At 63.1% G+C, this 6,847-nt stretch carries 4 protein-coding genes; all 4 read right to left on the bottom strand.

What is annotated here, in order from left to right; all coding sequences use genetic code 11:
• Positions 1–8: 8 nt before the first annotated feature.
• On the bottom strand, positions 9–2,978 hold the full coding sequence (locus BW995_RS18675; protein WP_076401948.1) for a virulence factor SrfB: 2,970 nt from the start codon (positions 2,976–2,978) through the stop codon (positions 9–11).
• 19 nt (positions 2,979–2,997) lie between these two features.
• Positions 2,998–4,374, bottom strand: a complete 1,377-nt coding sequence (locus BW995_RS18680) for an SrfA family protein (RefSeq protein WP_076401949.1) — start codon at positions 4,372–4,374, stop codon at positions 2,998–3,000.
• Between the two features lie 92 nt (positions 4,375–4,466).
• Positions 4,467–6,230: a VWA domain-containing protein gene (locus tag BW995_RS18685; protein ID WP_076401950.1), complete on the bottom strand. Its 1,764-nt coding sequence runs from the start codon at positions 6,228–6,230 to the stop codon at positions 4,467–4,469.
• 371 nt (positions 6,231–6,601) lie between these two features.
• Positions 6,602–6,847: hypothetical protein (locus BW995_RS21015; protein WP_217696141.1), on the bottom strand; the 246-nt coding region annotated here is incomplete at its 5' end.

A 6,847-nucleotide genomic window follows, 5' to 3' on the forward strand; every position in this document is an offset into this window, starting at 1 on the left:
ATCGGATGTCAGTGAACGATGCTGCCGGTGTCCAGCCAATAGCTGTTGCCACCGATACCGGCATTGTTCAGGGTGTAAAGGCGCAGACGCAGGATAGTGCTGCTGAGCGTGCTGCCGCCACGTTCTTCCACCCGGGCGATTTCCAGGCTGTCGATCTTGTCGCGCTTGCCGCGCCGGAGGGTGACTTCCAGCACGCCCGAGCTTTGTCCATAGAGCTTTTCCGCCGCCTTGCTGCTGTCGGGGGCAAAGTCGAGCAGGTACAGCGGGCTGGCTCCCCAGCGTTCGGCGGTCAGCTGGCGGAAGCCCAGCAGCATCCGCCCGCGCATTTCAAAGGACTGCTCAGGGAACTGATAGTCCGGGCTGTCGAGATCAACGTCACGATAGTAAACGTCGGCGTCCTTGATGGTGTTGTTCTGGTCCATCAGGCCGATGTGGCGCACCGTCGAATAAATCTTCAGCTCGTTGGCGCGGAAGAAGAAGTTCGGGATGCGGCCTTGCCCCAGAACGCACAGCATCGCCCCGACGGCGGCGGTGGTCTTCGGGTCGTCAATGCGGCCCTGACGGTGGAATGGATACCAGTTGCCGGTGCGGTAGTTGTTCATCGGTACGATGCGGTCCGGCGGCAAGGCGCACAGCGCCCGCAGCGAGGCCTGGACGCCGGGCAGGCGCGACGGGCGGCCACTGATCAGCAGCACGTCGCAGTCATACAGGTGGACCAGTTCGCACAGCGAGCGCAGGGTGTTGCAGATTTCAAATTCGCCGCGCAGGAACATCAGGTGCAGGGCGTTGAGATCAATCGGCAAGCGCACCGACAGCAGGTCAAAGTCCGGCGTGCCACTGCCGAGGATCGCGCGGACCCCGGTAGCAACATAGTCCAGTACCTGCCGCGACGGTTCGTGGTTCGGCAACAGGATTTCGCCGATGGTCGGGCTGATCACCTCGGCCCCGCTTTGCGGGTTATAGCCCTCGTAGTCTTTCAGGATGCGCAGGGCCAGCGGATACATCACCTGCAACGCCAGTTGCTGGCGCATCACCATGTGCTGCACGATTCCGGCTTCCGAGCCCATCAGGCGCGACAGCAGCGGGTCGGGGTCGCTGAGGCCATGGGCGCGCAGGGCCACCGCCACCGCCGGGATCACCACCCGTTGCAGGACTTCCAGCACGATGTCATCACCGGCCACCTTGAAGCCATCGCGGAAGCGCTGGCGCGGCTGGATATAGACGTTGCCGCCCTGACCACTGAGCGAATAGTCGTTGATCACCAGATCGGTGGTGCCACCGCCGATATCAATCGAAGCCAGGGTGATGGCCTGTCGCGGCGTGCCGGGACGGCGGCGACGGATCACCTCGATGAACTCTTCCGCCCGGCCACCAAAGTGGTTGACCGTTTCGGAATAGAGGAACACCGCCTGCGCACACGAGGCTTCGTCCCACTGGGTGGAGAAGGTTGGCAACGGCGGCCAGGCACTGTCGGTGCCACCGTCCTCGATATCCAGTTCTGCCGGGTGCCAGCCCATTGCTTTCCACACCAGACCAATCGCCTGCCGCATCCGTTCGCGGAAAATGTCGCGTTCGGGCTTGGGCATCGACGGCGGGACAGTCAGGATGATCGACCGCAGTTGGCGGGCGACATTGGCATGGCTCTGCTTCATGCGCTGGCCGGGGCTGTTCATCTGGCACAGGGCCTGAACCAGCACTTCGGACAGCATGAAGGTCATCAGCGTCGAACGGGCATAGTGCGGGATAAACACCTGGAACTGCTCGTCTTCGGGCAGGGTGAACAGGGCTTCGCCGTCTTCGTTGATCAGGTCGGCAAACGGCATGGCGGTGGCCAGCGGCTCGCTTTCGGCCTTGTTGAACGCCGAGTTGAAGCGCCATCCGGCTTCGTAGCGGTCTTCGTCCCACAGGTACCGCTTGGGGCTGGACAGGCCGGTAGAGCCTTCGGTTCCCCGGCGGCGCGAGGCCAGACGGGTGGCTTCGGGGCCGACACGGGCGATGGTCGGCCAGACAAAGGCATCGTTGCGGCCAGAATAGCACGAATGATCAACCTTGCCGAAAACGGCTTCGGCGAATTCGACCCGGCTTTCAAACGGCTCGGAATAGACCTGATGCGGGCGGGACAGGTCGCGCAGCTCCAGTTCATAGCGGGTGCGCAGGCCGTCGTTTTCCTGCGGGTGGTCTTCGATCAGGATGCCGCAACTGCGCGAGTTGCCGATGTCGAGCACCATGTCAACCGGGATCGCCTTGTAGACATCGTTCGGCTTGTTGCTGAGAATCCGCATCTTGGGCAGGGACGCCCGCGTCCCCAGCACCCACAACAGGTTCAGGTAATGGGCGTGCGGCAGGTGCTTTTCCAGCGCCTCTTCAATGTCTTCTTCGGCCAGCCGCAGACGGGGCCTGGCGGTGTCGGTGAACACTTCGCGGATCCAGTCGGAAAACCACGGCTGTTCGGCAAACCAGCCCATTTCGTGGCTGCGGGCAGCCAGCCCGAAACGTGCACCGCTGGCCACATCGGCTTCGGTCGGGGCCAGATAGGTGTTCAGGCTGTCGTCGTCCTCGAACACCTTGGTGTCAAAGGCCAGCACCAGCCGGTGGGTATGGCCGTCGATGTCATCGCCGGGATTCAGGCGGGCCAGCCGGGCGCGCACCCAGTTGGTCGGGCCTTCGACATGGCGGTTGGCGTGCAGGCGCAGGAACGGCACCGGCAGCCACAGGTCTTCCAGCAGGGCCAGCGAGTCGGCCACCGCCACTTCTTCGGCCCCCTTTTCCGACGCCGGGGTGCGAGTGCCGGAGTAGAAGTAACGGCCTGCCTGCTCGTCATACTCCAGACGCTGCACCGAGGCATTGCTGTCTGTTTTCACAAACAGGCCGGGCATTTCTTTTTTGAGGTCCAGGGTCAGGCCAAAGTCCATGAACTGGACGCCGGTGGACATGATGACGGTTGCTTCTTCCTCGAAGCGAATCAACTCAGGGAGCATCGTCTTACCCTCGAGGCTATTACTTTACAATTTGAACGGAATAGTCGCTGCCATCGGGATGCAGGCCCTGACAGTCGGCCTTGCCGTCCTTGCCCTGTTTGCAGGCGACCTTTGACGGATCAAACACCTGACCGTCGGGGCAGGTGGCTGCCGCTGTCTGGTTCAGCGTCAGTTGCCCACCCGCAATGGCGGCAGTGACCGGTGCGGCGCACTTTACCCCGTCGCTGCGTTCGATGGTGGCGGTGCCTTTGCCGTCCTTGATGTCGTATTCGACTTCCAGCGGGCGGCCGGTCTGGCTGTCCATCAGGCCCGTGCGCGAGCGCCAGTGGCCGTTCAGAAAACTGGTGTCGCCCTTGTTCATCGCATCGGCGGGCAGGATCAGCGGCTGCGGCGGGACGGTGGTGCCATCCTTGCCCTTGTCTGCCGCTGTCTTGTCGGCTGGAAGGTCGGTTTTTTTGTCCGCGTTGGGGGCGGTGCCGTCCTTGGGCTGGTCTTTTGGCAGCTCTGGCGGGGTCTGGGGGGGCTGATCCTGATTCTTGTCCTGATTCTGGTCTTTGTTCGGGCTGTCGATCGGCAGGGCCGGATCAACGGTGGCGGGGGTGGAGGCGCTGCCGGTACCGGGAACCAGCACCGCTCCGCCCTGAGGCGTGACCGGGACGACCGGGACCACGGCGGTTCCGGTATCCGGGGTGGTTGGCAGCGTCGGAGCATCGACGGTCGGGAGCGGCAGGACAGGCAGGATACCGGGCAGAGGTACCGCTACGCCACAGCTGCGCAGGCCAAACAGCAGGAGGGCCAGCAGCAACAACAAGGGCAGCAACAGCCACAGCCAGCGCCACCATGGACGGGATACGACCACCGGGGCCAGCACCGGGGCTGCCGCAGCAGGGGTTGCAGCGGTTGCGGCGGGTTGCCATGGCAAATCACGCAGCACGTCATGGTCCGGTGCTGCCCCCAGTGGGTCAAAGCCCCAAAAGGTCAGCACCGGACGGCCGTCAACCAGATGGATGTGGCTTTCATCGGGAATGTGCAGGGCCAGGGGCAGCATCCGCCCGAGGACTTCGGCGTCGTCACTGCTGCCGGGGCGGGCGAGCAGGCTTTGACTGTGGGCGGCGAAATCCTGACGGGCCTGCGCAATGATGGCCCGTGCCGGGGCGCGCTCTTCTTCCGAGGCGGCAGACCACGGCACCACAAAGCTGCCGCTGGGGGCATACCACGAGATGGTGTCGCCGGCTTCGTTCACCTGCGGGATGGCCAGCAGGTTGGCATACTCGGCCCCCATCCGGCGTTTGACGATCGCCCGCAATTGCGGGGCAGCCGAGCTGACCGGGCGGCCAACAGCCCCCAGCGCCTTGTACTCGCGCAGGCGACCGGTTCGTAACAGAACCCCTGACATCTCTCGGTTTCTCCCCTTGGGCGGTCGGCAGAATGTTTCAGTTAAGAATCCCGCGACGGCGCAGGATCAGCAGGCAGGATGGTCTACAGCCGTTATTGCGGGCAGTTTGCCGGGACCGGCTTTTCGCCCGATGCCTGCTGAACCAGCTTGGGCAGGTCGTCGATCGACTTCATGGTCAGCAGCTTGCCGCCGGTGGCGTCGGCGATACAGCGGCCCTCGCCCATGCCGTTCACGTCGATGACGTTGATGGTCAGGTTCGGCTTGCTGGCCTTCAGCGCGCGGGCCGTGGCGCACGGGTCGCCCCCACAGGAGTCTTCGCCATCGGTGACCACCACCAGCGTCGCCGGAACCGAGCGGCCATCAACCATGTTGCCTGCGCGTTCAATGCCACGGGCGAGGGGCGTCCCCTTTTGCGGGGTGATGCTGCTCAGGCGGCTGCGCAGTTCGCCCCGTTCGGCCGGGCTGAAGAACTTGTAGTTGTCGGCTCCCTGACATTTGCCGAACACCACCAGCCCGACATCCATATCCTTGGGCAGCGTTGAAACGGTGTAGTCCACCGCAGTCTTGGCTGCGCTGAGACGGTCGTTGCCGGTTCCCCCCTGCATGGATTCCAGTTGGCGCAGGGCCTGACCATCGCCACCGCGGGCGCGGGCGATCAGGCTGCGGATTTCAGCCTCCGAGACGCCAGCCTTCAGGGCCATGCTGCCCGAGCTGTCGAGCAGGATCACCAGTTCCGGGGCTTCCCACTTTTTACGCGGCGGAGGGCAGCTTGCCTGTTGCTGGGTGCTCTTGGGTGGTGCCTTGGCGGCTCCGTCCTTGGGGGGCGTTTCCTTTTGAGGCGGCGGGGCTTCCTTGGTGACGGGCGGTTTGGTCGGTTGCGGCTTTGGTGGTTCGGTCTTGGTCGGCTCTTGGGGAGGCTCCTGTTTGGGAACCTCTGTCTTGGGCTGTTCGGGCTGCGGCGGGACCAGCGGAGCCGGTTCGGTGACCGGTGGAACCGGCGTCGGGTCTTGCGCTGGCGGAGTGTCGGGCAGGGTGGTCGGAGCCGGGCAGGCTGCCAGCCGGGCCGCGAGGTCCTTTTCTGCCTTGGCAATGTCAGCCCGCAGCTTGTCTTCCTCGGCCTGCAAGGCAGCGAGGCGGTCTTGTTGCGATGTGTCGGTGGTGACCGTGGTGTCCGGCAGGGCAGGCGACAGCCAGGGCAGGGGCCAGAATTTCCACCAGATCAGCAACAGCAAAAGAAGCAGCAGCAACAGGCCGATCAGGGTCGCCCACAGGCAACCCCGCTTGGGGGCAGCGGCAACGGCAGCCGTTCCTGCTGCTGCGGTCGCTGCTGTCGCAGCAGGGGCGGCGACATCTGGACTGGTGCCCGCGGTCGGCGGCTCTGCCGGGCGGACAGGCGTCGCCGGAATGCGGCTGGCCGGAACGGCCATCGCCGCCCCTGCGCTCAGGCGTCCCCAGCCAATCACCACCGGCTGCCCGTTCAGCACATAAACGGCATCCTCGGGCGGCAGGGCACTGACCGTTGCCAGAACAGAAGACAGCGGATTGTCCGGGTGGCGGGCGGCCAGATCGCGCAGCGCGCTGAGCCGGTCAGACAGCAGCTTTGCCGCCCGTTCCTTTTCTCTGGCAGGCAACGAGCTGTAGGGCACGGGTTGCCCGCCAATATCGCTGTACCATTCGACAAAAGCCGCGCCGGGAACCAGCAGGGGTTCGGCAAGAACAGAGGCCGATGCAGGCTGAAGGTAGCGGCGGATAAAAGATGTCAGTTGTGGATGAAACTGCCAGATCGGGCGGTTTTCATGCAGGGAAGGATGGAGAGTAGACGTTTCCGTCCGTGCAATTCTTACTTTTTGCACCATTCTCCTGAAACCTTCTTTTCAGCGTATCTCTGCTTTTTTACATAGCAGATTGCTGTAAAAAGAGGAATAGCCTATCTCGATTCGCCTGATAGTGGGCGGAATGAGCCTTTCGATGGGCAGGTTGGTGACGGCATTCTATATAGGGAGTGTCGCCCATTGGGAGGGGGCTTTGATTTTCGATGTGCTGCCGGTCGATGTGCACGGGTGCATTTGAGAAAATGCAGACTGTGAGAAAAAAACTGTTGCGCCCGGCGACCTGTTTCGCTAAGTTCAATCCCTCGGCGGCGTTCGCTGCCTCTTCGATCTTCCTCTGATCGGTATCGCCATCCAAAACGCTTCGGCGTCGGCGACTGGTCGTCTCTGGTTTCTGCCTATTGGCGGTGCTGAAGAAAAAAGAAAGATTGATGAAAAAAAAACGGTTGACAGGCTGCTGATGCAGCGGTAGAAACCGACCTCCCGCTGACGGGGAGCTTCGAGAGAGGCAAACGGTCAAGAAATTCAGGGCCTTCGGGGCTCGCCGGCAACGGTTCGCTGTTTGACATCGTGAAGAGACGGAAGGGATGCGTGGGCGGTTGCTCGATCAGTTGAGCAGTTGTCGCACACATCCTTAAGCCAAG

The sequence above is a fragment of the Insolitispirillum peregrinum genome (genome assembly GCF_900156605.1).
In the GTDB taxonomy this organism is placed as follows: Bacteria; Pseudomonadota; Alphaproteobacteria; order Rhodospirillales; family Rhodospirillaceae; genus Insolitispirillum; species Insolitispirillum peregrinum.

Bases quoted from the DNA above. Each gene is read 5' to 3' on its own strand.
- BW995_RS18675 (WP_076401948.1), bottom strand. From the start codon at position 2,978: ATGCTCCCTGAGTTGATTCGCTTCGAGGAAGAAGCAACCGTCATCATG.
- BW995_RS18680 (WP_076401949.1), bottom strand. From the start codon at position 4,374: ATGTCAGGGGTTCTGTTACGAACCGGTCGCCTGCGCGAGTACAAGGCG.
- BW995_RS18685 (WP_076401950.1), bottom strand. From the start codon at position 6,230: ATGGTGCAAAAAGTAAGAATTGCACGGACGGAAACGTCTACTCTCCAT.